Origin of the sequence: Paenibacillus sp. ALJ109b, from assembly GCF_010747435.1 — a bacterium.
Lineage (GTDB): Bacteria > Bacillota > Bacilli > Paenibacillales > Paenibacillaceae > Paenibacillus > Paenibacillus taichungensis.
Map to the genome: position 1 here is coordinate 371562 of NZ_JAAIFP010000001.1, position 23396 is coordinate 394957.

At 47.7% G+C, this 23396-nt stretch carries 22 protein-coding genes; 9 read left to right on the forward strand and 13 right to left on the reverse strand.

Going from position 1 to position 23396, the window contains the following annotated elements:
- Positions 1-2 precede the first annotated feature (2 nt).
- The 3 genes from G3352_RS01485 to mnhG are packed head-to-tail and all read left to right on the forward strand — an operon-like array spanning position 3 to position 1139.
- Positions 3-479 (forward strand): Na+/H+ antiporter subunit E, encoded by a 477-nt coding sequence (locus G3352_RS01485; protein ID WP_163753178.1) that lies wholly within the window; start codon positions 3-5, stop codon positions 477-479.
- Positions 479-763 carry a Na(+)/H(+) antiporter subunit F1 gene (locus G3352_RS01490; RefSeq protein WP_063563408.1) on the forward strand — a complete coding sequence of 95 codons (285 nt, stop codon included), beginning with the start codon at positions 479-481 and terminating at the stop codon, positions 761-763. Before G3352_RS01485 ends, G3352_RS01490 begins: the two co-directional genes overlap by 1 nt.
- Positions 747-1139 (forward strand): monovalent cation/H(+) antiporter subunit G, encoded by a 393-nt coding sequence (gene mnhG / locus G3352_RS01495; RefSeq protein ID WP_062324636.1) that lies wholly within the window; start codon positions 747-749, stop codon positions 1137-1139. The genes G3352_RS01490 and mnhG overlap by 17 nt, the downstream gene beginning before the upstream one ends.
- Before the next feature lie 263 nt (positions 1140-1402).
- On the opposite strand, the gene G3352_RS01500 is transcribed toward mnhG, so the two are convergent.
- The 5 genes from G3352_RS01500 to G3352_RS01520 form a co-directional block, all read right to left on the reverse strand.
- Positions 1403-2422 carry an alpha/beta hydrolase family protein gene (locus G3352_RS01500; protein ID WP_163753180.1) on the reverse strand — a complete coding sequence of 340 codons (1020 nt, stop codon included), beginning with the start codon at positions 2420-2422 and terminating at the stop codon, positions 1403-1405.
- A 440-nt stretch (positions 2423-2862) separates the two neighbouring features.
- Entirely contained in the window at positions 2863-5130 is a 2268-nt protein-coding gene (locus G3352_RS01505) for an MMPL family transporter (protein WP_163753182.1), read from the reverse strand.
- A gap of 41 nt (positions 5131-5171) precedes the next feature.
- Positions 5172-6329, reverse strand: a complete 1158-nt coding sequence (locus G3352_RS01510) for a type III polyketide synthase (RefSeq protein ID WP_163753184.1) — start codon at positions 6327-6329, stop codon at positions 5172-5174.
- Between the two features lie 213 nt (positions 6330-6542).
- On the reverse strand, positions 6543-7163 hold the full coding sequence (locus tag G3352_RS01515) for a flavin reductase family protein (RefSeq protein ID WP_163753358.1): 621 nt from the start codon (positions 7161-7163) through the stop codon (positions 6543-6545).
- A 159-nt stretch (positions 7164-7322) separates the two neighbouring features.
- Positions 7323-8318, reverse strand: a complete 996-nt coding sequence (locus G3352_RS01520) for an iron-hydroxamate ABC transporter substrate-binding protein (protein WP_345940703.1) — start codon at positions 8316-8318, stop codon at positions 7323-7325.
- A 259-nt stretch (positions 8319-8577) separates the two neighbouring features.
- Here G3352_RS01520 and G3352_RS01525 point away from each other — a divergent pair, with 259 nt between their 5' ends.
- A complete protein-coding gene (locus G3352_RS01525) occupies positions 8578-9171 on the forward strand; it encodes a hypothetical protein (RefSeq protein WP_163753186.1) in 594 nt (197 codons plus the stop codon).
- Positions 9172-9301: 130 nt separating this feature from the next.
- Here G3352_RS01525 and G3352_RS01530 read toward each other — a convergent pair whose 3' ends face one another.
- Complete coding sequence (locus G3352_RS01530) at positions 9302-10543, reverse strand: multidrug effflux MFS transporter (protein ID WP_163753188.1); 1242 nt, start codon at positions 10541-10543, stop codon at positions 9302-9304.
- Positions 10544-10584: 41 nt separating this feature from the next.
- A complete protein-coding gene (locus G3352_RS01535) occupies positions 10585-11331 on the reverse strand; it encodes a GTP pyrophosphokinase (RefSeq protein ID WP_076291139.1) in 747 nt (248 codons plus the stop codon).
- Between the two features lie 243 nt (positions 11332-11574).
- Between G3352_RS01535 and G3352_RS01540 the strand changes: the two genes are divergently transcribed.
- A complete protein-coding gene (locus G3352_RS01540) occupies positions 11575-12444 on the forward strand; it encodes a prolyl oligopeptidase family serine peptidase (protein ID WP_163753190.1) in 870 nt (289 codons plus the stop codon).
- A 134-nt stretch (positions 12445-12578) separates the two neighbouring features.
- Entirely contained in the window at positions 12579-13307 is a 729-nt protein-coding gene (locus G3352_RS01545; protein WP_240342881.1) for a YoaK family protein, read from the forward strand.
- 29 nt (positions 13308-13336) lie between these two features.
- Here G3352_RS01545 and G3352_RS01550 read toward each other — a convergent pair whose 3' ends face one another.
- On the reverse strand, positions 13337-14233 hold the full coding sequence (locus G3352_RS01550) for a LysR family transcriptional regulator (RefSeq protein ID WP_163753193.1): 897 nt from the start codon (positions 14231-14233) through the stop codon (positions 13337-13339).
- Between the two features lie 138 nt (positions 14234-14371).
- Between G3352_RS01550 and G3352_RS01555 the strand changes: the two genes are divergently transcribed.
- From G3352_RS01555 to G3352_RS01565, 3 genes are all read left to right on the forward strand, one after another.
- Positions 14372-15076: an O-methyltransferase gene (locus G3352_RS01555; RefSeq protein ID WP_163753195.1), complete on the forward strand. Its 705-nt coding sequence runs from the start codon at positions 14372-14374 to the stop codon at positions 15074-15076.
- Positions 15077-15153: 77 nt separating this feature from the next.
- The gene (locus tag G3352_RS01560) at positions 15154-16485 is read left to right on the forward strand and encodes an MFS transporter (RefSeq protein ID WP_163753197.1); all 1332 of its coding nucleotides are present in this window, start codon (positions 15154-15156) and stop codon (positions 16483-16485) included.
- A 154-nt stretch (positions 16486-16639) separates the two neighbouring features.
- Positions 16640-17761 (forward strand): AbrB family transcriptional regulator, encoded by a 1122-nt coding sequence (locus G3352_RS01565; RefSeq protein WP_240342882.1) that lies wholly within the window; start codon positions 16640-16642, stop codon positions 17759-17761.
- A gap of 78 nt (positions 17762-17839) precedes the next feature.
- On the opposite strand, the gene G3352_RS01570 is transcribed toward G3352_RS01565, so the two are convergent.
- The 5 genes from G3352_RS01570 to treC form a co-directional block, all read right to left on the reverse strand.
- Positions 17840-18043, reverse strand: coding sequence for a hypothetical protein (locus tag G3352_RS01570; protein WP_163753199.1), 204 nt, complete (start codon positions 18041-18043; stop codon positions 17840-17842).
- 76 nt (positions 18044-18119) lie between these two features.
- Positions 18120-18383 (reverse strand): YkgJ family cysteine cluster protein, encoded by a 264-nt coding sequence (locus G3352_RS01575; RefSeq protein WP_024631858.1) that lies wholly within the window; start codon positions 18381-18383, stop codon positions 18120-18122.
- 29 nt (positions 18384-18412) lie between these two features.
- Positions 18413-19267 (reverse strand): chemotaxis protein, encoded by an 855-nt coding sequence (locus G3352_RS01580; RefSeq protein ID WP_163753201.1) that lies wholly within the window; start codon positions 19265-19267, stop codon positions 18413-18415.
- 271 nt (positions 19268-19538) lie between these two features.
- Positions 19539-21551, reverse strand: a complete 2013-nt coding sequence (gene treP / locus G3352_RS01585; RefSeq protein WP_163753210.1) for a PTS system trehalose-specific EIIBC component — start codon at positions 21549-21551, stop codon at positions 19539-19541.
- A gap of 29 nt (positions 21552-21580) precedes the next feature.
- On the reverse strand, positions 21581-23302 hold the full coding sequence (gene treC, locus G3352_RS01590) for an alpha,alpha-phosphotrehalase (RefSeq protein WP_163753212.1): 1722 nt from the start codon (positions 23300-23302) through the stop codon (positions 21581-21583).
- Positions 23303-23396 lie beyond the last annotated feature (94 nt).

Genomic DNA, 23396 nt, shown 5'->3' on the forward strand with positions numbered 1-23396 from the left:
GTATGGCCTTTCAGATTGTACTTAATCTGATCATTGCCTTTGTATGGATGTTTCTGAATAATGCGTGGAATGGAGTTGGCTTTCTCACGGGTTATCTGCTGGGTCTGCTGCTAATTGGGAGTATGCGACGTTTCTTTCCGCAACGCTTCTATATTGTTCGTGTCTGGGCGATCATCAAGCTGATTGCCTTGCTGTTCAAGGAACTGGTACGGGCCAGTATTGAAGTTATTCGCCAGATCGTGAAGCCGAAGCTTGATATTCGGCCCGGCATATTTACCTATCAGACACAGCTGTCCTCTGACTGGGAAGTTACACTCCTTTGTCTGCTCATCTCGCTGACGCCAGGTTCCCTCCCACTTGAAATTTCAGGGAATCAACGCAAATTATTTATACACGCGCTGGATATCAAAGACGAACAGAAAATGAGTGATGATATCAAAAATACGTTCGAAAAAGCCATTATGGAGGTGACACGATAATGTTATCCTCAATGTTATTCATTTCCTTGCTTATTCTCTCCCTCGCAATCCTGGGTTGTCTGTACCGGGTGCTGCGGGGACCCTCCATGGCCGACCGGATTACGGCACTGGATACGATCGGTATTAACGTCATTGCCATCGTTGCAGTTCTGTCCATGATGCTTCATACCCAAGCTTATCTGGATATCATTCTGTTGATTGGCATTCTCGCTTTTCTAAGCACAGTCGCATTTGCACGATATATTGAACGGGGGGCGGTATTCAAAAATGAAGGAGATCGTTGATGGAACCGCCGGAATTGTCATTGGGCTCATTGTCTTGCTGGGAGCACTACTGAGCGCATTTAGCGCGTTCGGACTGATCCGACTGCCAGATGTATATTTACGGGCGCATGCCGCGACCAAAAGTACTACACTCGGCGTACTTTGTGTACTGAGCGGAACGTTTCTCTTCTTCTGGTATTTCGATAACTATATCAGTGCTCGGGTATTGCTTGGCATTGTGTTTGTATTTATCACAGCACCGGTAGCCGGACATCTCAACGGACGGGCTGCCTATCGCACAGACGTGCCCCTATGGGAACAGAGTGTACAGGATGAACTTGAACCACTCTTGAAAGGTAAAAAGGTCAACCATGAAGCCAAGGATATGATGGAATAGTCACTTGGTTTACAATCAAATACCCCCGTGACATGCCGTATATTACTTGGCTGTCCCGGGGGTGTTTTTGGCTATACGATTCAGCTAAGTCCAATCTATGTTCGAGGAGCAGCGGAACGAGGCTATATTCTAACCAGATCAAAATCCATTCAGTCCCTGCCTTCTCAGATCAGCAGCAACGATTCGTGCAAGCTGAGCAGAACGGATATTAACCATGTCATAATTAAACTCTCCTCTCATAGGTTCATTTATATATGATTGCCTTACAGAACGTTATCCAGCCAGTCATAGGCTTTCGCTCCACTGATCTCATGGCCTCCTGTAAAAAAGTCTGCATCGAGCCATTTCTGTGCTCCTGCCTGTTCATAGATTTCTGTCAATCGTGTATAGGCTTCTTTTGCTGTTGGCAGCGGAAATACCTGATCTTCACTTCCGGCTTCAATAAATAGCGGCCTGGGTGCGATCAGACCTATGATATCCGGCAGCTCTGCTTCTCTCAGAATTCCTGGGATATAATTGTCGAGACAATGATTTCTATCCAATATGCTGCCGTGGAATGTACTTGCGTAACCGCTCACGACAGCCGCACGGCAACGTTCATCCAATGCAGCAGTGAATGCTGTCACGAGTCCTCCACCCGAGATGCCCATGCTGCCGATACGTGCTGGATCAGCTTCAGGACGTGTGGTTACGTAATCCAGCACACGCATCGTTTCATAAACTCGGTGCCCAGCAAGAGTCTGCCCTGTCATGAGCAGATGGGCGGCAATTTTGGTACAAGAGTTTGCGCCGGGTGGTGCATCTCGATCCTCCTCCAACCTTCGGTCACCAAATCCAAGCAATTCTGGAGCGGCAACCACATATCCACGCTGTACAAGAGCGACGGCAAAGTCTTTATGCAAGCCAGGCTCTCCTCTACGCGGTGAACCATCGGGTTCCATGCCTGAGATCTCCCGGCTGCCATACCCGTGTCCATGACAGGCTATAATGGCTGGGCGTGATTCTTTGGTAGCGCTTACTGAATTGGGTATTAACATATAAATGGGCATGCGCAACCCCGCATAGGTCGTAATCTCAACCCGTTCTCGGATATAGCCGTCACTTACAGTGCGTTCGAGCAATACGGGATTCAGCTCCGCCACCACGGATGGGAAACCGCCCAGCCGATCTATTATCCGTGTTCGCAACTGGCTGCGCCATTGCTCAAGAGATTGACCCGTCTTGTACGCGGAGCGTCCACGAGGGCTTGTTTGTTTTTGCAGATAAGATTCAATATCCGACATTACCGTTCATCCCTCCTGTGGATTCAAATGATATATAAATTGAACTAAAGAATATTTACACTTACCACTCCGATGACAGAACAACCTTCCGATCGCTGTTATCCCCAGATTTTTTTTGAATTCCCTTTTTCAAAGGGGAAAATCCGGGGATAGCTTATGCTTCCGATGTAGCTTTCTTTCAGAAAGCATTCAGGCGAACGTTACACTTCTTCAGGTTATTTCTGTCCTCTCCGTTCTCGTGTAAAAGTTTTGTTCAATTTATATAGATGTATTTAAAAATATATGATGGACTTGTCCAGTCTATTATAAATCACGGTACAGCCCATGAATTGAACATTATTGCCTGTTTTGGGCTGAATTCACACTATTTTGATAATAAAAAGGATATCCTCGAATACCTGATCTACAGGCTCCGAGAACATCCTTCTTATTCTGGACTTTTATTCCCTGTGTCCTGGTAGCCACCAGTTCCATCTGCCCATCAGTTTCATTAGTGCAGGCACCAGCACTAGGCGGATAATGGTTACATCAATGAACACCGCCGCTGTAATTCCGATTCCCAGCTGTTTGACACCCGCCACGTCAGCAAAAGCAAATGGTATAGTCACTGCCAGCAGAATCGCTGCCGCCGAAGTAATGAGACGTCCTGTTGAAGCCAGTCCTTGCTGTACGGCCAGATCACTATCCCCTGTTCGTCTGTAAACCTCCTGGATACGGGTCAGCATAAAAACGCCATAGTCCATTGATATACCGAAGACAAGCCCGGCAATGAACACAGGTATCATAATGGCAATGGCAGATGGCTCCATGCCAAGATGGCCCTGATTGAAGACCAGTACGAGCACGCCGAATGAAGCAGCCAAGCTGAGCAGATTCATCAGAATGGCTTTGATTGGGATGAGCAATGACCGAAATGCTGCGAGCAATACGAGATAATTCGATACCACAACAAACACCAGCACTTTGGGCAGTTGGCCAGAAACTTCTTGCATGATTTCATGCTGCATGACTGCTTCTCCCCCATAACGCAGGGGTATGAAAGACATGGAGTTGGCGATGTCCTTTGCCCTCATCTGTTCGAGCCAGGATGCAGCCTCATCGGAGCCCGGTGCTCCGTATATGGTAGCCACCACACGAATGGAATGGTCGGACACATATGAACGCAGCCATGCAGGCTGCTGAGATTGGGTTTCTTTCAGTGCTTCACGCATAGAAGGTGATGGAATGTTCATTTGAGATTTGATATGAGTTTGAGCTTGGGCTTGACCTGAGAGCTTGTCCGGCACCATGATCCCCCATGCGGACTCAACAGCCACCACATTCGAATCCTGCTGGAGCTCTTGCATTTTACTCAACGCCATTCGCCAATGGTATGTGGTCAACGGCTCTCCCGTTCCACCAATTACAATCTCTACAGCAGAGACGTTCTTTTGTCCAAAAATGCTCTGGATCTGCTCGGTCGCTTGGCGAGACTCCATTCTGTCAGGCAAGGAAGAAGCATCCGGGATGGCGATCTCTAACCGGGTAACCGGTAGAACAAAGAGAAGCAGCGCACCCGTTCCAAGCAGCGCCATCCTAATCGGCCGTTTCATAATCATGCCTGACCAGAATGACCAGATCGATCGTGACGGCAACGATTGTTGATGCTGGCCCTGTTTTGAAGAGATGGGATTCCTGGAATGTTGTCTAAAGATTCGCACAGAATAGAGGGATAGAATGGCTGGCAGCAGTGTTATATTCAGCAGGACCGATATGACGAGCACAACAATGGCTCCAAGGGATACACTCAGAAACATCGGCAATCTAATCCATAGTAAGCCGAGCAGTCCTAACAGCACACAAGCCACAGAAAAGAATACGGCTCTTCCCGCTGTACGCAGCATTCTCTGGAGAACCTCTTCGTCGCCCGAACCTGTTGCTTCACTATTCTGACCTCGCTGAAGTTCTTCCCTGTATCTACTGAGAATAATCAGGGCAAAGTCTATGCTGAGCGCCATTCCCACCATCGGAATAACGTTGATCACAAAGTTGGAGAGCGCCAGATGGTAACCCATCAGGGATGTAACTCCCATTGCCGTTATGACGCCAGATACTCCCATAACAACTGCAATCAGCGCTGCATAAATACCTCTGAATGCAAAACACAAAATGACGAAGGCAAGTGGCAATCCCACAACCTCTGCCCGTTCCAAATCTCGAAAACTGAGACGGTTTACATCCTGCTGCACAACGGATTTCCCTGTTATTCGGATCGTTCCCGGACCGTCTGTTGTAAGCATGGAACGCAGCTGTTCAAGTGGCGGCCCCATCTTGTGAGGTGGTACATTAAACTCTAGCAAAGCATAGGCCACATCCCCCAGCAGCATCCGGCTTCCACGTGCTTCAAGTGGAGAGATTATGGACGTTACACCTGACAGTTTACTCACCTGCTGCAGACGATCTTTAATCCAGCCCCGGAATTCGGCGGGGGAAGTGCCGGTCTTTTTTTCAAATAGAAGAATAACTGGATCAGCAGGAACTTGGAACTCTTTCTCCAGAATAAGCTCTACAGCATGAGCATCTCCCTGATTCAAATTCAACCCATGATCCTGAACAATACCAGGCAATTTCCAAGCCCAGACGGCTGACATCCCGATGACAAACACCCAGCAGAGAATGATGAACCGCGGATATCGGCTAATGAGGACAGCAAGGCTGCGATAACCCATACCCAAGCTCCTCTGCTATCAGATTGGTATTTCCGTTTCTTTTAAATTGCGCCTTGATTCACTGGTTCTCTTTCTTCAACGGATGCAGGTACATAAGTAAAAGGAAGTAATTCCGCCGTCAGGCCCGGTCCAAATGCAAGTGCAATTCCGCTGGAAGCTTCTTCCCTTTTACGATAATCATCGCGGATGGCTTGTAAAACAAACAAAATCGTCACAGAGGATAGATTTCCATAATCCCGTAATATGTTTCGGCAGTAAGCGACCTGCTCATCTGACAGCTGATATAGCTTCTGCACCGCATCCACAATACCTCTGCCCCCAGGGTGAATCGCCCAGATCTCCGGTAGATCGCTGCCATCCAGCAATCGTTCAACCTCTAGACCAAGATATAAGCCGAGCAGTTTTGGGATCTGTGGCGAGAGATACAGGTCGAAGCCGGTATTGCCCACCTCCCATATCATTTCTTCCGAACAATCTGGCAGCAATACGGAATGCCCGGCTCCCAGTCTGAACAGTTCTTTACGTCCTAATCCGGAGAGGCCCACAACACAGGCAGATGCGCCATCACCGAAGAAGGACGCTGCAAACAGATCATCCCGCTTGGCGGACGGCTGAAAATGAAGGGTGCACAGCTCTACACATACGATAAGAATCATAGCGTCTTTGTCGCTCGTCACAATCGAATTCGCCAACTGTACAGCTTTCAGACCGGCAGCGCATCCCTGGAATACAAGCGGAATTCGGTTAATACGCGGCGATAGCTCAAGCTGCTGAATCAGCCGAACATCGAGACCGGGCAGGAATTGCCCTGTACAACTGACGGTAATGAGATGTGTAATCTCCGAGGTCAAAACGACGGCATCCTCGAGTGCCTGACGTGCTGCCTGAATTCCAAGCGGAACGGCTGCTTCCTTATATTTGCCCATACGTTCGGCTGTGGTCGGAACGTTCTCCGTCTGGGTAAAAGGCAGATAACGGCAAGACTCTACAGGCTCCAGTAGATTCGGTTCACATGTATAACGTGTCTCAACACCACACTGGTTGAATATTCGCTTGGCCCATCGTCTGGAATCCGGCTCATGCTCCAGCGCTTGTGCGAGCCGAGCAGACACATCCTTTTGCTCAATGCGGTGAACAGGCAATGCCGTTCCAATTCCCATGATACTTGCGGCGGGTACAGTTCCATCGAGTTGGTTCATCGGCTCCAACCTCCTTATATATAAAATAGGTTCATGTCACATGTGCAGGATATAGTACAAGTCTATTCGAGGCTTGCCCCCTTTATGTTCACGAAACAAGCAAAGACGGACAACACATGCGAATTCCGCACATGTTGTCCGTCTTATTAAAGGATGATTACTATTATGTTATCCCGACCCTTCCTTCAACAGGTCGTTCAACCCACTCCACTATTACTCCGGCCTGACCACCGTAAATCTCTCGCCAAGTTTGGCGTAGTCATTCCCGGCCAGCCTGCTGATCGGTTTGAGATGGTCCATCAATATATAATTGGTGGCAGGATCATACACGTTCTCACTGAAATGATATTGTACAATGCGAACCAGAAGCAGATCACTCACAGGTTTTCCCTCATCGTTCGATATCGGAATATGCTGATACAACTTACACTCCATCCGAATGAGTGCTTCCTGTATTGCTGGTACGGAGACCACAGTACTTGGTACAGTCGTCAGGTTTGTCCGTTCCAGCTCACTTTCGTGGGGCTCCAACATGGCAGCCGTCTCGTTCATGTCAAGAGCGATCGATTCATCACAGATATGTACAACGAGTTCTTTCCCGGAAAGCACATTGCGGGCCGTATCTTTCATAACTCCATCCTTGCGAGCGATGGATATCGATAATATCGGCGGGTCAGAGCTGACTATATTAAAAAAACTAAAGGGCGCTGCATTAATGACGCTGCCATCATGAGAAAGTGTTGTCACAAATGCGATTGGGCGTGGCACAACCGAACCACTCATCAGTTTATAGTTATCTCTGCCCGTCAATTCTCGCGGGTCCAAAGTATGCATCATAAGCTATCCCCTTCCGTGATCGTAAAACGATACTTATCGCTTACGATCTTCGCTTCATTTATTATATATCGTAAAATGTTGAAATCACAAAAAACTCCTTGGTGCCTCGCACCAAGGAGTTTTTACTCATTCAGTTAGTTTCGTATTTGATCTCTATTATTTTACAATTTTGTTCTGAATGTCTTCCATAATTTGAAGGTTCGCTTGAACACCGCTATACAACCAGCTGCTCGAACGGGTAAATTCAAACAAGTTACCATTTTTCACTGCCGGAATGCTTTGCCATACCGGATCTTTCAGTGCTTCAGAACCTGTACCTTCATCACTATTCACAAAGAACAAGTAGTCTACATCCATTTCCGCCAATTTTTCCAGCGAGATGGAAGACCAGTTACCTGTCGCATTAGCAGAGATTTCTTTCACTACTTCAGGCTCAGCAAGTCTCAGTTCCTTGTACATCACTTCACCACTGGATACATTGTCACTAACGATGAAGAATTTGCCACTAACCAACCATATGGCAGCTGCCGATTTCGTTCCACCTGTAACCGTGTTGATTTTTTCCTTGATTTCTGTGGCTTTCACTTCGTAATCATCCAGCGCTTTTTGTGCTTCATCGCCTTTATTCAGAATTTCGCCGATTTTCAACAGGGTTTTGCGCCAATCGCTATTGATCTCATCGCCAAGTACATAAGTAGGCGCGATCTTGCTGTATTGAGCGTATTTCTCACCTTCAACTACACTTTCGGAACCGATAATAATCAGATCCGGGTTGAAGCTTGTTACCGCTTCGAAAGGAAGATCGAAGGCAATCGTTGGAATGCCGTCCAAATCTTTTTGCAGATACTCTTGGATTCCGTTGGCTACAGACCATTGAGCAACTGGCTTAACGCCGAGTGTAACCAGGTTATCTTCCAGATACGAAGCGATGATTCGCTCCGGATTAGCAGGAATTTTCACTTCATGCCCCATTGCATCTGTCAATGTACGTTCTGTCGGAGCTTCTGTCTGTGTCTCTGTCTCCGTTGCTGTATCGTTCCCTCCTGCTGCTGTACCGTTATCTGCTGGTTTCGATCCGCATGCTGCCAGCCAGATGGACATGACCATTACGGTGATCAGAAGCATGATCACTTTTTTATTTTTCTTAAACACGTGACTATCCCCTTTCAATATGAACACCTCAATACTTGAGTTGTTATGACAGACTTAGACGTTTATACATTATTCATACATATAATACTGGTATGTACTTTTGTCCAATTCCATTGACAATGATAATTGTTATCAACGAAGTTGTCAATGCAACTTTTGCCTTTTAAGCTCGAAGACACCTTCATTCGAACGATTCACATTTAGGCGGATGCCGCCATATGCTGATTCCAGAATACGATGACAGGAAGGATGTTCGTACATGGATTACGTTTATAACACTTATTCAGGATATGATGAGGATCGTTCGTTTCAATTGCCGCCACTATTCCCGGGAGGCGCTCCAGGAGGTCAGCCAGTGCCAGGTTTCCCAGGAGCACCAGGTTCCTATCCCCCATTCATTCCGGGCGGAGGTAGTGGCGGTCAACCTCCTTACTTTCCTGGAGGCGTCCCCGGTACGGCACCAGGTGTACCCGCTCAGCTATCACAAGGCAATCTGCCTACCTTACTTGGTGCCTATCCTCGCCCAGTAGGTCAGCCCCCGGCAGAAATGGTTTTTCTGTATAACTTGATCAAAAGCAGCCCTGGTCTTCTACCACTATTTATCCAGCAACAGCCACAGAATCTGACCCAGGCTGTGCAATTTGCCCAAACAGGAGTAGCAACGCCACGTGATCCAGAGCAACGTGTACTGCAAAATTTCTGTTATAACCGCTGGTCTCTTGTATTCACATACAATGACGTTTACTTAATGTGGCCTTCCACCAATCTGTTCGGTTTTGTCATCGGTTACTTCTATCCGTTCCTTACTCCAGGTATCCTGCTTAATACACAGATTTTGTTTGCTCTCTGCTAAAGCACGTTCAGACATAGAACAAGCGCCCCAGTTGAAGGAACGAGCCTTCCAATTGGAGCGCTTTTTTATAGTCAAATTTCTTTATTGCGAGTAATACATTTTTCAAATCAGAACAACAAGGCAATACATTTCACGCCAACCGTTGTTTATCCCGACGTATACCTCTCTTGCCTTTGCCTACCATCAAAAAGTATATCAGCAATGCGCCAAGATCTGCACAAGCGATTACAATGCCCATTGGAACAGCTGTGCCTTCTCCTCCAAGACCCACAAGCGGAGCGACAATACCGCCGAACAGGAACGTCATGACTCCAATAAGTGCTGATGCACTGCCTGCTGATTTCTCCTGATTGGCCATCGCCAGTGCGAAGGAAGCCGTATTAACCAGACCCACACTGGATACCACAAGAAATAACGGGATCAGGACCGAAATCAGATTACCTCCCGCCAGAATGGCGATGAGCAGTGATGTTCCTCCCAGAGCAGCAGTTATCAGCCCTGCGACTAATAGACGGGTTTCAGATACTTTACCCGCAAGTCTTCCGGCAATCTGACTTGCCAGTATGATGCCCAGACCGTTAATGGCAAAGCAGACACTGAACATTTGCGGGGAGATGCCATATATTTTTTGAAGCACGAACGGCGAACCCGATATGTAGGCAAACATGCCAGCAGATACAAACCCTTGGGTTAAAGCGTATCCCATGAACAGGCGATCCCCTGCGATTTTGCGGAATGTAACCAGCGTCTGCTTCAGTCCTCCGCTGGATCGTCGTTCTGTAGGCAGTGTCTCACCAAGACCAACCACGACAGCAACTAACGTCAAAATACCGATGATACTCAGCAAAATAAATACGCCGCGCCACGATGTATACGCAAGCAATTGCCCGCCTATAATTGGTGCAGCAATCGGTGCGACCCCATTAATCAGCATTAAGAGGGAGAAGAAACGGGTAAGTTCCGGACCGGAATACACATCCCTCACCACTGCGCGCGAGATGACTATTCCCGCAGCTCCCGCTGCGCCCTGAATGAAACGCAGCACAACAAAGGAGCCCATCGTTGGGCTGACCAGGCAGAGTATGGAAGCAATCGTATAAAGTATAAGGCCCGCAATAAGCGGTGTACGACGACCACGCACATCACTTAAAGGTCCAGCCAGCAGCTGCCCTACCGCCAGTCCGACCATACATGCAGTTAGACTAAGCTGCGCATAGGAAGTGGATGACTGGAACTCATCGGCCAGTGTGGGCAGCGCCGGCAAATACATATCCAGGGACAGCGGGCCAAAGGCCGACAGTGTCCCCAGAATCAATGCAATACGTACACGGGATGTAGAATTGGTGCTTAATGAAGCTGGTGTACTTTTCATATGAATAACATATTCCTTTCCCTGCGGTAGTTCTCGTTTCCTTAGTGTTCCCCGTCTCCCAGCAGCTTGAGCAGGTTGGAAGGTAGTGTGAACTGTTGATTGTTAATGATAATCCGGCGCAGTTCTTCTTCATCACGTTCGTTCTCGGCGTCCTTGATCTCCTGAATCTCCCGGTGAAGTCTCTCCATTTGCTGATCCAATGCGTTGGCAGAGTCTGCTGCACTTTTCAGTTCTTTCGTTAAACGCTCAGGAACATCCTTATTGTATTTATAAAAGATCTTATGCTCCAGGCTCGCCCAGAAATCCATCGCGATGGTACGAATCTGGATTTCCACACACGCCCGCTCTTGTCCATTAGACATGTAAACAGGCACCTCAACCAGAAGATGAAGGCTCTGGTATCCGTTTGGCTTCGGATTCTGGATATAATCTTTCACTTCCAGCACACGCAGGTCACTTTGATTGCACAGCATATCCTTAATGCGGTAGATATCGGAGATAAAGGAGCAGGTAATACGTACACCGGCGATATCCTTAATATTTTCCTTGATACTCTCAAAAGTTAACTCATGATTTTTACGAAACATCTTGTTCATAATACTCTCAGGTGACTTTAATCTGGATTTCGTATGTTCGATCGGGCTGTAATCATGCAGCGACTGAAATTCTTCCTTCAGCACTTCAATTTTGGTCTCCATTTGATCCAAAGCAAATTTATAGATCATCATAAATCTCGTAATTTCATATTTAAATTTCTTGAATTGATCAATCGGATGTGGAGCGTTCATCATGGTTTTCTTCCTTTCTTCGTGCACACTAAAGTTAGTTTTATAAATAAGAGGACAGAGGTCAATCCACATGTCTCCTGAACCATTATAAATCATATGGAGCCAATAAACGAATTTCTCGCACCGAACGGCTGTTGCTGACGGAAAGGTATGGGAACCTCGTTTAGGCGCATCCTAAAGAAGAATCATTGTCAATTGGCTCGCCATTTCTGATGAAAGAGGTCGATTCCCCTGCTCTATCATGTGACGTATTCGTCCGATGCGCTCCGGGTAAAAGGCTATTTATGCCTGCCTGACGGGTGCTATATACCCGCCTTCTTTCCATATGAAAACACCAATACCAGCTCTGCCTTCCAAGGCTTCACCGTAACGCAAGAATCCATGCAAATGCAACAGCTCGCAAGCCGCTACCCTCCTGTAGAACAACACACCATGGACGGTATTGATACAAATTGGCCGGTTCTAATCTATTGCCGCGGTGGGTTGGGCAACTATGGTGGGGTAAATACCGCTTGGATGGAGCAATTTGTCCATAAAGGTTATATCGTGTTCGCTCCGTCATATCGTGGTAACGAGGGTGGGGAAGGTCGTGACGAGTATGGAGGACGAGATGCCGAAGATGTACATGCCGCTTACCGACTCGTGCAAGAGTGGCCCTTTGCCGATACGAAGCGAATTTCAATGATGGGATTTTCGCGTGGAGCCATTAATGCCGTACATACAGCAACGACCTACAATGAGGGGCCTCAGCAGATACATAAACTAGTGCTTTGGAGCGGTGTCGCCGATGTGGAACGCACCTATCATGAACGAACTGACTTGAGACGTACTTTGAAGAGGGTGCTTGGCGGTACACCACGTTCAGTTCCGGAAGCTTATCTCGCCCGTTCCCCCTTGTCGAAGGCACACAAACTCCACTGTCCAGTGCTGATCATGCACGGCACGTCTGATACGCAGGTGAACTATAGTCATGGAACCCGGATGTATCATTGGCTGAAACGTAGAGGCGCCAACGTTACATTTCACGCTTATGGGGGACAAGATCATCGTTTTCAGGAGAGGATGCATGAGACGGCAGTGAACAATATGTTTGCCTGGCTTGCAGCACCTTAGCTTCAAGGTAGGGATGATTTTAACATGTTTGCTGATAAGGGAAATTTGCGTTTCATCATGAACTTTCATTTTGAAGGATCATGCGTTGTGGATGTATACTGGAGGGGTTACGTTTTTGGAAAGGACGGATGATCATGAATCAAAATACCCTCCAAAAGTACGCAATGCTGCTGTTATGCATGTCTGCTGGAATGGTCGATGTGATCGGATACCTGGGACTAGGGCATGTGCTTACAGCCAATATGACGGGAAATATTGTGCTGCTCGGGATCGCGATTGCCCGTGCTCAGGAATTTGTTGTGCTGCGTGCACTCCTTGCCCTCATTGGTTTTATTGCCGGAAATGCCATTGCTGCACACATGATTGGACATGTGCAGACGAAAAATGGCTGGTCTTCGCGGGTCACCACCGTGTTCACTGTAGAAAGTATATTGCTTCTGCTCTTTGCCATCGCCATGATCAGTCCATATTCCGAACAACTATCCTATCTGCTGATTGCCATGCTGGCCACAGCCATGGGAATGCAAACGACTGCGGCACGCCGCATTGGAATTGCCGGTATCTCGACGACCGTGCTCACCAATAATCTGGCCGCCGTGGTTGAGGATGCGGTAAGCATTCTTCAGCGACTGCGACACGCCAATATCCGCTCGCTGGTCAAAGCGCTATCAGTAGATTCCTACCTTCGTGCAGGTGCCGTTGTGATCTATTTGGGCGGCGTTATTCTAGCTGCGATGTTGTTCCACCACGTACCTATGATGGCAGTATGGATACCTGTTCTGATCGTTGGTGGAGTCACCTTGTGCGCCCGATTATACTCCAGAGGAACGAACAAAACAGCGACGGATGACGTTCAACGTTAGCTTTCATGCAATTTTTCAACTAGTTTATTTCATTTCATTAATGATGCTTCCTGTCTGATGAGTTCAACCAGATGCTGTGCGGCAGGAGATAACACTTCACCTGCTCGTGTACAGACGGCTACCGTGTTTTTCAACTGTACACCTCGAACGAATACACGTGCCAACCTGCCCTGTTGTACATCTTCCTTTACGACCAGAGAAGAAATAAAGTTGGCTCCATAACCTGCCTTCACCGCACTGATCGTTTCGTTCAACCCATTGAACTGAAGCGCAATGCGGGGAGCGGCCAGGTTGTTTGTTGTGCAAAGAGAGACGAGACGCTCTCGTGTAGCGCTGCCTTCTTCACGCATAATGAAGGGCTCAGCCACCATCTCCCGGAGGTCAATTTCCTTTCCCGCATAGGGATGATCCGGATGTACCACAAACCACATTTCATCTTCAAACAATTCGTCCCAATGAACACCTGAATGTGTAATGCCACTTCCACCATAAACCGCAATCTCGGCCTCATAACGCAGCAGTTGGTCAAAAGCCATCCGGGTATTGGTTGTGCTCACAACCAGCTCCACATCCTCATGCATTTGCTTGAAGCGGGCAATCCAGCCCGGCAGCAGAAAATTCGAGGGCAAATAGGTTGCGGTAAGACGAATCAGCCCCTTCTTGCCTGCCCGAAAATCTTGCACAAAGTTCTCAACATCCTGCTCCAGCATGAACAGACGTTCCGCGTAGCCTGTTAATTGCATTCCAGCATCGGTAAGAACCAGTCTTCTCCCCTCCGAAGCAAATAATGGAATGCCCAATTCTCGCTCAAACTTCTTTACCTGAGAGGATACCGCTGGCTGGCTAATGTTGAGTTCTTCCGCCGCACGCGTGACTCCCCCATATCTCACGATGGCATGAAACAATCGTAATCCATGTAAATTCAACCGCTACACCTTCTTCACTTGAATTATATAACCTAAAGTTATATTAACATACATAATATATATTTTATTTATGAATCTGTTCGCTTTATAGTTGAAGTATGAAATCCAATACATGCAATTGGAAAGGAATAGATAACGATGAACAATGTGAATGGTTCTACTCAACAGCAAACCTGGAGTCAAGTCGACAACTATTTGAACACCTTATTAATCCCCTCGGATTCCCTGCTGGAGCAGGCACTACGTACCAATGCGGAAGCCGGCTTGCCCGCTCATGATGTAACACCTAATCAAGGGAAATTGCTTCAGCTCCTGCTTCAAATACAAGGCGCAACTCGTGTGCTGGAAATCGGGACGCTCGGCGGATACAGTACGATCTGGATGGCCAGAGCCCTTCCCGAACACGGACGTATCGTCACACTGGAAGCAGAACCACGTCATGCAGAGATGGCACGAACTAACCTCACGCGTGCAGGGCTTATGCACAAGATTGATCTTCGAGTAGGTCCTGCCCTGACTACGCTTCCCGACGTTCAGGAAGAGTACAGAGAACCCTTTGATTTGATCTTCATTGATGCTGACAAACCGAGCAATCCCGACTATTTGCGATGGGCACTGCGTCTGGCTCGTCCGGGAAGTCTGATTATTGGCGACAACATCGTCAGGGACGGTGAAGTTATCAATGCAAACAGTACGGACAACAGAGTTCAGGGCGTTCAGTCATTCCTGAAATTAATTGCCGATAATCCGCGTCTTCAAGCTACAGCACTGCAGACTGTAGGCACTAAAGGCTACGATGGATTCGTGATTGCCCGAGTGCTGGAATCCCCTACTGCAAAATAAACGGTGGTCAATTCTTCCGCAAATCCCCCATTCCTGTTAAACTAAAATCACTGCACAGGCAGACTGGGGGAAACCACTTGAGACTTCTACAACAGATTCATGCTGAAATTCGGGGCTGGTCCCGCAATATTCAATTGTTTTTTCTGGCAAGCATCTTGTATCAGATCGGAAATGGCATGTTCTCTGTCTTGTACAATTTGTACATTCAGGGTCTAGGCTACAATGATACAATGAACGGCCAGATTGTAAGTATTCAATCACTTGCGACAGCGATTATGTTTGTTCCCATCGGACTATGCGGCGATTTCTTCAGCCGTAAGCGGCTACTGATTACCGGCGCATTGTTCAGCGGAATCTTTCTGATTGGCCGTTCCTTCGATTATTCTGCCAGCGGACTGATCTGGTTTGCTGTATTTTCAGGACTTTTCGCTGGCGTATTTCAGGTACTGGCCATTCCTTTCCTCGCTGAGAATGTGAAGAAAAGTCAACGACTGAAGATGTTCAGCTACTACTCCTCCCTCGTACTCGCTTCTCAGGTACTCGGCAGCTTGGGTGGTGGCGTATTTGCAGACCTGCTTCATACGGCTGGCCTCGCCAAAGTCACTGGTTTGCAAACGGTATTGTTCGTGGGCGGGGCAGCTACACTGGTTGCGTTTATTCCGATGTTATTTGTATCCGAGGATAAGAAGGCTCCGCAAGCGGATACTCCGGCGCAACCTTTCATTGAATCTGCAACATCTGCAACGGATGGCAAACTGGATGTCGTTCATTCCGCAGAACAAGGCAGCATTAACGATACCCTTAGCCAAAAGAAAGATTCCCGTTTGATTGGTCAATTTGTCATAACCCAATTATTAATTGGGTTTGGTTCTGGACTGGTTGTACCTTATTTGAATCTGTATTTCACCAACCGTTTTTCGGTATCCTTAAGTGCCATGAGTCTGCTCATTTCATTGGGTCAGATCATGACCATTGTATCGATGCTGATTGGACCTACACTTGCGGCCAAGGTGGGCAGTGTTCGAGCCGTCGTCATCTTTCAAGTCATGTCACTGCCCTTCCTGTTGTTGACCGGCTTCACGAATCTGCTGCTCATCGCTTCGGTGAGTTTCTTATTCAGACAAGCGCTGATGAATGCCGCCAATCCGATTCAATCCGCCATTCTGGTAGACAGAGTATCAGACAAACGCCGTGGAATCGCCAATTCACTGATGCAGACCGCCTTTATGATTGGATGGGCTACGATGGGACCCGTTCAATCCTACCTCGTAACCACTTATGGCACGTATTGGGGTTACGCGATCACGTTCAGCATTACAGGCAGTTTATACGTGATTTCATCGCTGATGTACTATATGATGTTCAAAGAACCGAAGCCTTCTGCCCGTATTCTCGCGGCGAACAGATAAATGATTACCATTCAGCAGGACAGTGGATAAACCAGTGCCTGTCCTGCTTCGTAATGAGCCAATCACCGCCTAAGGGTCATCATTGTATCTCTTATCATCAGGAGTGATCTTACATGTACTACAATCTACCTCATGCAGCCGAAAGACGACGCGGATGGAACTGATGCACAAGCTCGGTTCCCACGTTGTCTTTCGGTTTTTTCTAAGTTTGGCTGTCTCTGTTCTTGGAGGGTTACTATTTACAGCAATACATACCCCCATCCCTTGGCTTCTTGGCCCGATGATTTTTATGCTGCTTGGTTCACAGATTGCCAAGCTGCCGCTCATGTGGCCCGCTTCTATTCGGGACTATGGTATTCTAATCGTGGGTTACTCCATTGGATTAACACTGACGGGAGAAGCACTGCAAGGCATTCTGCACCAGCTGCCTATGATGCTGCTCATGACCCTGCTCTTAATCGGATTATGTACATTGACCGCCTATGTTGCTTCAAAGCTGACAGACTTTGACTTTCCCTCCCTGCTGGTTGGCAGCATTCCTGGTGGACTGTCCCAGATGGTCTCCCTTGCGGATGAGATGAAATCTATTAATTTGACGCTCGTTACTTTTTTACAGGTCACGCGGCTGATCATGATTGTATTCTGTGTTCCGTTCCTGCTGTTTAGTCCATGGATCGGCGGAACGACAGGTGGAGGCTCGCATCAACCAATGATCGAGACAGCAACCTGGGCAACACTCTTTCCCGAAATCTTGCTCTATGCCCCGCTCTGTGTCGCTGGTGCGTGGATTGCACGCAAGCTTCGGTTTCCGACAGCGTTTATGCTTGGGCCCATGATCGTCATGTGTGTTATTCAATTAAGCACAACAATGCACACACCCAATCTGCCGTCGTCCCTGCTTAACATTTCGCAATTGATGATTGGCAGCCATGTGGGTCTGATGCTTCGTCCTCAGCAGCTGCAACGCAAAATGCAGACCATAACACTCGCAATCACGAGTAGTATCCTCCTCATTGCAGGTTCGCTTGGCTTGAGCTATATATTAATGAAGATGTTCTCCCTCTCGGCGGCTACATCATTGCTGAGCATGGCACCTGGCGGAATGGATCAGATGAGCATCATGGCTCATGAAGTCAATGCCAACCTATCGGTGGTGTCCGGATATCAGTTGTTTCGCATCTTATTTATTTTCTTTATCGTCTCTTCGCTCCTTAAGATAATTCTCATGCATATGTTGAGGAAAAAAGAAGCGAGCACCCGCCCTAACGTCACGTAAATAGTAAGTGGACATACCAAAGAGAGTACCCGCCTGATTTCCAGACTACGGATACTCTCTTTTATGTGTTTGCTCATTTTATGAATAAACCCTGCTATACATCCAGCTCACAATGCACACGGTTACAGTGGCCGCCCCAATAATAAATGCATAATAGCCAAGTTTGCTTTTTGCCCCTGATGTCTGCTTGTCATAGAAGTCTGGATTTCGCCTGTAGAATCCCATCCACAGTTCTCCAATCATATTCAAAACGATCATTACAAACCGTTTGGCAAGTTCCATTCATCCCGTACCCCTTTCTTATCTCAAACCCCTTCCATATTAAGTATAATTATCCTTTTCCCTCAAAACAACTCTGTCACGCTGAACTCGGTGCAGTTTCCTGCTCCAGCCAGCTCAAACGTTCAAACGCCTCCTGATCCGTGCTGCCACACATCTCTTCGGAAGCCTGTAATCCGCTGCAAACAGCGGGTCGCTCTTTCTGACCAAAGATTCCGCAACGATTGTCCTCCGTCAGCTGTACACAACGCACACCTGCGGGCTTGCCGTCAGCCATCCCGGGTATCGGCGATGAGATCGAAATTGCGATACAGCATGCGGCACAGCCTGTCCTGCATTCCATAATTATTGTCCTCCCTCCATATCTGACATTTAACCTGATTCACGATTCACCCACGTCCACGTTCGCGCCAAACCTTGTGCGATTCTCCGATTCATGGCTCCATTCGAGAAATATCCGGCATGACTCAACGGATTCCAGCTCCCAATTAAACCGCCTGAGTTAATTTCCACGTCTTCTTTGACCGCTGCCTCATAGGCCGGATCAATAGGGCGCAGCGGGTAACCCAGAATATCATCCCGATCATAAAAGTTAATCCATTCCCCTTCCAGCCCAGGAAAGTACTGCCTTACAAGTGGTGAAGGCACCTGAATCGGCCGGCTAAAATCATGATACCGTAAGCTCCATAATGGCAACGTCGTTCCAAAGGAATAAAAGTTCGTTAAGGTATCTCCCCGCTCCAATGCGGAAGTAACATCCACGATGGAAGGTGTACGACTAGACGGATATTGCAGATCATAGAAAAAATTACTTGCAATCACCGCGCCCAAACTATGTGCAATGATACAGAGTGGAGCTTCTGGCCCATTCCGCTGTGCAAGTGCGTGCATCGCCCGATTTAGCGTACAATGTACCGCATCATAGTTATGTCCTTGATTTTCCACAGGTTGATACGCGACGGCATCAGCCAGATAATGTATAACAAATCGACGCAACACTTGATAGTTCAATCCTTGAGAGCTGACAAGCTGCTGAAACAGCGCCTCTTCCCGATCCTCAAATACGTCAGCCCAAAATACAGGCTCAATATCCAGCATCTGTTTGGCTGCTCCCGGCAACACCATAACCTGATCCAATTCCTTATGCAAACGCGAAATCAGTGTATCCGCATAATTTTCCTTTTGCATACCCAGACCATGAATGACCATTACCGCAACACGAGTCATGGCTCTCCTCCTCCGTCCATTGACTAGCCACTCTCTTTGAACCATATGAACTTCTCAACCTGAACATGCATAGTCCTGATGAACAAGCTTTCCGATCGCTGTGAACATGAGATTTTGCCACATGTATCCTATATACAGTTTACCACGATATAAAGAAAAAAAACGAACTGCATCAAGGTCATCCCACACAAATTGATGCGTTCAGCTTGATCTCGGTCTCAGGATAAAAAAAGAAGCTGCGAATATCGCAGCTCCCCATTTGTTCGTGTACTTAACCTTTCAAATGAACCTTAAGCACACCATTCTGATTGGATGTAACATCACCTGTAGTGACCTCCACCCGATCAACCATGTCCTGACCATCCGGAATAATGATTGGCGTAATGAGCGGATATCCCGCAGCTTCAATCACTTTACGGTCGAATTCAAGCAACGTTTGTCCGGCTCTTACCTTCTCTCCAGTTTCAACATGCATGTTAAAACCTTCGCCTTTGAGCGATACCGTATTAATCCCGACATGAATCAGAATCTGCAAGCCACTCGCGTGCTCAAGAATGACAGCATGTTTGCTCTTGATGACATGGGCAACCTGAGCATCAAACGGGGCAACAACCTGATTGCCCGAAGGTTCAATGGCAACCCCTTCACCCATTTGTTTTTCCGCAAACGCCGGATCAGGTACTTGTTCAAGCGGAACAGCTTTACCTGTTAATGGTGCCATGATTTCCAGTGTATTCACAGGCTCATCCGCCACCTGAGCAGTACTGCGTGTGCGTGGCTCTGCAACTGCATTTGTTGTAGTTGTGCTAGATGCTGATTTAACCGTAGACGTTTGACCGCTTGCTACAGTAGCTTGATCTGCGTTGCGGTCTTCTTTTCTCAACTTCGCTCTTCCAAAAAGAACAGTCAGCACGAACGGAACAACAAGTACAATCGCCATACCGATGAAGAATACTCCCCATTTGTTTGGGAAAATGGACAGGAATCCAGGTACGCCACCTACACCGATAGAGGTTGCCTGAACATTATTCATCGTAAGCAGTACACCGCCGATCGCAGAACCGACCATACCGAAGATAAACGGATAACGATAACGAATATTCACCCCGAAGATCGCCGGCTCGGTTACCCCGAGGAAGGCCGAGACGGATGAAGTTGCCGCAAGTCCTCTCATTTTCTTCTCACGGAGCACGAGCATCATGGCAAGTGCGGCAGAACCTTGCGCGATATTGGACAGTGCCAGCATCGGCCACAGGAACGTTCCGCCCTGACTACCAATCAGCTGTACGTCTACCGCCAGGAACGTATGGTGCATTCCTGTAATAACGAGCAATGCGTACAGTCCACCATAGATCAGACCGCCCAGAGCCGCGTATGAATCGTAAATATAGATCAAACCGGATGTAATTCCATTCGCAATGGCAAATGTAACCGGACCAATGATTGTAAATGCCAGGAACCCGGTAATCAATAAAGTGACAGGTGCAACGACCAGCAGTTTGATCGAATCATGCACCCTTTTGTTCAGGAAAATCTCCAGCTTGGCAAGCAGATAGGCTGATACCAATACTGGCAGAACCTGCCCCTGATAACCGATCTTCTCAATATGCCAGCCGAACAGATTCCACGTAGGCACGGTGCCTTCGTTGACTGCATTGGCGTAGCCATAAGCACTCAGCAGATCGGGATGAACCAGGATCAGACCAAGTACAATCCCGAGCAACGGACTGCCGCCGAACCTCGTTACCGCGGACCAACCAATTAATGCAGGCAGGAAGGTAAAGGCTGTGCTCGCGATGGTATTGATAATAGATGCGAGATCCTTCCAAGCTGGATATACATCCACCAGTGATTTGCCATCAAAGAATATGCCTGGTCCTGTCAGAATGTTATTAATACCGAGCAAGAGACCGGCCGTGATGATGGCTGGCAGGATCGGGATGAAGATGTCAGATAACGTTTTGATCGCACGCTGGATTGGATTTTGCTTTTTACCCGCAACAGCCTTCACGTCATCCTTGGAAGCACGTTCTCCCCCGGTAATCTGAATCATTTCATCATACACTTTATCCACAAGCCCAGGTCCGATGACTACCTGAAATTGTCCTTGAGAGGAGAACTGGCCTTTGACCAGATCGTTCTGTTCCAGACTTTCTGTATCTACTTTACTTTCGTCGTACAGGGCGAACCGGAGGCGTGTGACACAATGCGTTGCAGCTTCAATGTTTTCTTTGCCGCCGACCGCGCGTACGATCTCCTCAACCTGTTTTTTATCAATTGCCATATTGTCACTTCCCACTTATATAATGTGAATTAGTCCTCTTGCGGTACAAGCCACATATAGGATGAATACGGGCTCAGGGAGATTTCTTGCTCGAGTGCAGGCGATACCTCCGTATTGCCAATCAGCAGCTCTGCTGATTTACCCGCAATGTGGTCATTCCAGACGGCTTCAGAGAAAGCAAATTTTACGTCCCGCTTGCTGAAGTTCGATACCACAAGCAGCGTTTCGCTTCCATTGGTCCGCGCGTATGCAAATACATCCGGATGTGCATCGTCCAAACGTTCATACAGACCGTCGGTCAGCACACCAACCTGTTTGCGAAGAGCAATCAGCTTGCGATAGTGATAATAGATCGAGTTCGGGTCTGCCATCTGCTGAGCCACATGAATCGACGGATATCGTTCATCGACTTTGATCCACGGTGTACCCGTTGTAAATCCGGCATTGTCGCTTCCATCCCATTGCATCGGTGTCCGGGAATTGTCCCGGGAGCGCTCTTTCACAATTTGGAATGCTTCCTCGGCGGATTTGCCCCGTTCTTCCTGAAGCAGTCGATACATATTAGTCGATTCAATATCACGGAACTCGCTAACGTCGTTCCAGACCGGATTCGGCATCCCGATCTCTTCGCCTTGGTATACGTAAGGTGTTCCCTGCATGCCATGAATGGTCGTAGCGAGCATTTTGGCACTCTCAGCACGATAATCGCCATCATCTGCGAAACGAGACAACGCCCGCGGTTGATCATGGTTGTTCAGGAACAACGCATTCCATCCCCCACCTGCCTGCATACCAGTCTGCCACTCACTAAATAACTGTTTCATCGCTTCAAAATCGTAAGGCATCAGTTCCCACTTCTGTCCATTCGGATAATCCACTTTCAGATGGTGGAAGTTAAACGTCATCGAGAATTCCCGGGAAGCAGGGTTTGAATATTTGATGCAGTGCTCCAGCGTAGTCGAGGACATCTCCCCAACCGTTACCATATTGTGTGGTCCAAATACCTCTTCATACATCTCTGTAATGTATTCATGCACACGTGGTCCATCGGTGTAGAACTTACGTCCGTCGCCTGGGGAAACGCTACCATCATCGTCGGGGAAACGCTGGTCCTTGGAGATCAGATTGATGACGTCCATACGGAAACCATCCACACCCTTCTCCGCCCAGAACTTGATCATGTCCCGTACTGCCTTGCGTACTTGCTCGTTCTCCCAATTCAAATCAGCCTGTGTTTTGTCAAACAACGTCAGGAAATATTGTCCTGTCTGCTCATCATACTGCCAAGCTGGTCCGCCGAACTTGGATTGCCAGTTATTCGGCACACCGCCGTCCGGAGCAGGGTCCTTCCAAATATAATAATCGCGGTATGGGTTATCCTTGGAAGAACGCGATTGCTGGAACCACTCATGATCCGTAGAAGAGTGATTCACCACAATATCGATCATCAGCTTCATGTCACGTGCCTTCAGACCTTTAAGCAGTTCGTCAAAATCCTCCATCGTACCAAAATCAGGATTAATCCGATAATAGTCCGCTACGTCATAACCGTTATCATGCTGTGGAGAGACATATACGGGCTGCAGCCACACGATATCAATACCGAGATGTTGCAAGTAATCCAGCTTTTCGGTCAATCCCCGAATGTCTCCGGTACCCGATCCAGTTGTATCGTTGAAACTCTTGGGATATACCTGATACACCGTGGAAGTTTTCCACCACGATGATGAAGTTGTGTTGGTTGAACTCATGTTAACGCCTCCAATAAATTGTATTGCTTATGTGGTTCTCTTGGCCTAACTCCATTTATATATTACATAACTAAACATGTATATACAAGTTGAA

Bases quoted from the DNA above. Each gene is read 5' to 3' on its own strand.
- G3352_RS01485 (WP_163753178.1), top strand. From the start codon at position 3: ATGGCCTTTCAGATTGTACTTAATCTGATCATTGCCTTTGTATGGATG.
- G3352_RS01490 (WP_063563408.1), top strand. From the start codon at position 479: ATGTTATCCTCAATGTTATTCATTTCCTTGCTTATTCTCTCCCTCGCA.
- mnhG (WP_062324636.1), top strand. From the start codon at position 747: ATGAAGGAGATCGTTGATGGAACCGCCGGAATTGTCATTGGGCTCATT.
- G3352_RS01500 (WP_163753180.1), bottom strand. From the start codon at position 2,422: ATGTCGGATATTGAATCTTATCTGCAAAAACAAACAAGCCCTCGTGGA.
- G3352_RS01505 (WP_163753182.1), bottom strand. From the start codon at position 5,130: ATGGGTTATCGCAGCCTTGCTGTCCTCATTAGCCGATATCCGCGGTTC.
- G3352_RS01510 (WP_163753184.1), bottom strand. From the start codon at position 6,329: ATGAACCAACTCGATGGAACTGTACCCGCCGCAAGTATCATGGGAATT.
- G3352_RS01515 (WP_163753358.1), bottom strand. From the start codon at position 7,163: ATGCATACTTTGGACCCGCGAGAATTGACGGGCAGAGATAACTATAAA.
- G3352_RS01525 (WP_163753186.1), top strand. From the start codon at position 8,578: ATGGATTACGTTTATAACACTTATTCAGGATATGATGAGGATCGTTCG.
- G3352_RS01530 (WP_163753188.1), bottom strand. From the start codon at position 10,543: ATGAAAAGTACACCAGCTTCATTAAGCACCAATTCTACATCCCGTGTA.
- G3352_RS01535 (WP_076291139.1), bottom strand. From the start codon at position 11,331: ATGAACGCTCCACATCCGATTGATCAATTCAAGAAATTTAAATATGAA.
- G3352_RS01545 (WP_240342881.1), top strand. From the start codon at position 12,579: ATGAATCAAAATACCCTCCAAAAGTACGCAATGCTGCTGTTATGCATG.
- G3352_RS01555 (WP_163753195.1), top strand. From the start codon at position 14,372: ATGAACAATGTGAATGGTTCTACTCAACAGCAAACCTGGAGTCAAGTC.
- G3352_RS01565 (WP_240342882.1), top strand. From the start codon at position 16,640: ATGGAACTGATGCACAAGCTCGGTTCCCACGTTGTCTTTCGGTTTTTT.
- G3352_RS01570 (WP_163753199.1), bottom strand. From the start codon at position 18,043: ATGGAACTTGCCAAACGGTTTGTAATGATCGTTTTGAATATGATTGGA.
- G3352_RS01575 (WP_024631858.1), bottom strand. From the start codon at position 18,383: ATGGAATGCAGGACAGGCTGTGCCGCATGCTGTATCGCAATTTCGATC.
- G3352_RS01580 (WP_163753201.1), bottom strand. From the start codon at position 19,267: ATGACTCGTGTTGCGGTAATGGTCATTCATGGTCTGGGTATGCAAAAG.
- treP (WP_163753210.1), bottom strand. From the start codon at position 21,551: ATGGCAATTGATAAAAAACAGGTTGAGGAGATCGTACGCGCGGTCGGC.
- treC (WP_163753212.1), bottom strand. From the start codon at position 23,302: ATGAGTTCAACCAACACAACTTCATCATCGTGGTGGAAAACTTCCACG.